3 protein-coding genes are annotated in these 2,341 nt (G+C 49.0%); all 3 read left to right on the plus strand.

The annotated features are described in order from the left end of the window. Positions 1-112: 112 nt before the first annotated feature. The gene (locus J1836_RS00005) at positions 113-421 is read left to right on the plus strand and encodes a hypothetical protein (RefSeq protein ID WP_207249048.1); all 309 of its coding nucleotides are present in this window, start codon (positions 113-115) and stop codon (positions 419-421) included. After that, entirely contained in the window at positions 418-792 is a 375-nt protein-coding gene (locus J1836_RS00010; RefSeq protein ID WP_207249049.1) for a hypothetical protein, read from the plus strand. The genes J1836_RS00005 and J1836_RS00010 overlap by 4 nt, the downstream gene beginning before the upstream one ends. A 121-nt stretch (positions 793-913) precedes the next feature. Next, the gene (locus tag J1836_RS00015) at positions 914-1,933 is read left to right on the plus strand and encodes a protein rep (RefSeq protein ID WP_207249050.1); all 1,020 of its coding nucleotides are present in this window, start codon (positions 914-916) and stop codon (positions 1,931-1,933) included. The last annotated feature ends 408 nt before the right edge of the window (positions 1,934-2,341 follow it).

The raw sequence follows: 2,341 nt of genomic DNA on the forward strand, positions 1-2,341 counted from the left end.
TCTTAAAAAAAAGCTGACACCTTGTTTCTAAAATACTATAAAGTATCAAGTGTCTCAGTTCATAACCCAATATATAACCCTAGAATCTATCTCATAACAGAGGTGTTTAAAAATGACTCACCGCTTCAATGTAACCCTTACAGACGAAGAATACGCGGCTTTGAAAGGCTATGCGGAATACGTAGACCGACCTCCGGCAAGAGTTGCCGCCGACCTCTTGCGCGAGATGTATCCGACTATGAAAGCCGTTGCTCAGGCAATGGAAACCGCAAAAAAAAAGCATTCAAAAGGCATGGACGAACTGAGAAAGCTTGCTTTGCAAGAACTGGCTAGTTTCACCGCCTTGGCTTCGTCGTTACCAAATGAACCCGAAGATAACCAAACCGATCTTTTCACCCAAACAGAGGATAACCCGAAATGAGCATGTTTTTAGTTACTGGTGAAGTACGCAACGTTTTCAAGCAACCCGGTTCACTGGATAAGATCACGGGAGAACAACGGGCCGATTCAACCAAGGTGCAAATACTGGGAGAACTGCCAGTTATGGGCGGTGGCACTCGTGAAGACATTATCACCCTCACGATTCCCGAAGGTCTGGACTTCACGCCATATCTAAAACAGTCTGTGAGCGTCCCCATTGGCTTTTTGTCACCTGCCAAGGGGTCGATAGTGTATTTCATTCCTAAAGGCTCACAGATCATTCCTAAGCGTCCTGAACCCAATTTAGAAACACTCCCTATCAAAAACCCGTTGGGAGTTAATCCGGCTGTGAAGAGTCCGTTTTCCGTGTAAGCCGTCCCCAAACCCTGCCCCGACACCCTGAGGAGGTACGACGAAGGGAGGGAGGGGAAGGGTGCGGGGGACTTATATATTTATACATAGAAACAAAGTGGGGACACGGAGGTGAAAACCGATGACCACGAAAATGAAAAAGCCCCTGGATACTGTCAACTTGGCGGAAGAGGTATCCAGAGGCTCAGATGAAACCGGCAAGCTACACGCTCGCCTTGCTCGTTATCATAGCGCAAAACAACGCGCCTTGGTAAACCTTGAAACGCTCAAAATTTTGCAACCTGCGGATGATTTCACGGCGGCGCGTTACCGTGCCGGTGCCGTCCGCTTGGCGGATTGTGGCAACTACCTTGCATTCAGGCAGTACTACACCGTGGGAAAAACTCGACTGCATAAAGCTGGGTTCTGCAAGCAGCATTTGATATGTCCGCTTTGTGCTATCCGGCGCGGCGCAAAAACGCTTGATGCTTACTTGAAGCGCTATCGCTTTATCATGTCCCAGAATCCCACTTGGCGGCTTTCCATGATTACCCTAACGGTAAAGAATGGCGACGATCTGGGGGAGCGCTTCCAGCATTTGCAAAAGTCAGTATCTCGTATTTTTGAACGTCGCCGCGATTATTTGAAGAAAGGCAGAGGTAAGACTGAATTTAGAAAGATTCATGGCTATGTGGGAACTTACGAAGTAACCAAAGATAACGGCTTTGGTGAAGTGAAGGAAACGGGTTGGCATCCTCACGCGCATATCATGGTTTTGCATACTTCGACTTTTGACTATGCCGCGCTTCAGACCGAGTGGAAGGAAATCACGGGCGATAGTCATGTTCTGAATGTTACGGCTGCCAAGCATCCAGACGAACCTGAATTAGACTTTTTGGAAGTCTTCAAGTACGCGGTGAAGTTTTCCGATTTGAAGCCTTTGGAGAATATCCACGCTTGGGACGTATTGAGAGCAAGGCGGCTTTTGTTCTCTGGTGGTGCGTTTCGTGGGGTAGAAGTTCCCGAAGAACTTGAAGACGAACAGCTCGACGATTTGCCCTATATCGAATTGTTTTACCGCCATACGCCTTATGGGTACAGCCTCGTTAGCACGGGCGCGGCGGCGGGCGTAGTTGACGGAGCAGACGCGGCGACCGTGTGAGAGGCTGCATGAATTTCATGGCATAAGAAAACTCCTAGTCAGATCCTTGACCTTCCCGCCTTTCGGCGGGTTTTTTTTGAATTCTGTAACAGAAATCAACCGGCTTTGAGTTTCTTTGAATTCCGTAACAGAAATCAAAGATGGAAGTTAAAAAATTGACTTCCATCTATCAAGCTTTCTTCCTTCAGTCCTTACCCTGTCAACTATCGACCATCGGAAGGCAAGCGCAGCGCGTTCCGTTGGGCGGTGGTTGTACCCACCTTGCCCGCCTTCGACCAACGGGAGAACAAGCGAAAGCCTTTTACAGCTCACTAAAGAAATACGCTTAGGCACGAGGGGCAGAAGTAGCGTAGCGCCCGCCTGCCCCTCTGCCACGTGGCGAACGTCCCCGAAGGGTCGCCGAAGGCA

The organism is Thiothrix fructosivorans, assembly GCF_017349355.1.
In the GTDB taxonomy this organism is placed as follows: domain Bacteria; phylum Pseudomonadota; class Gammaproteobacteria; order Thiotrichales; family Thiotrichaceae; genus Thiothrix; species Thiothrix fructosivorans.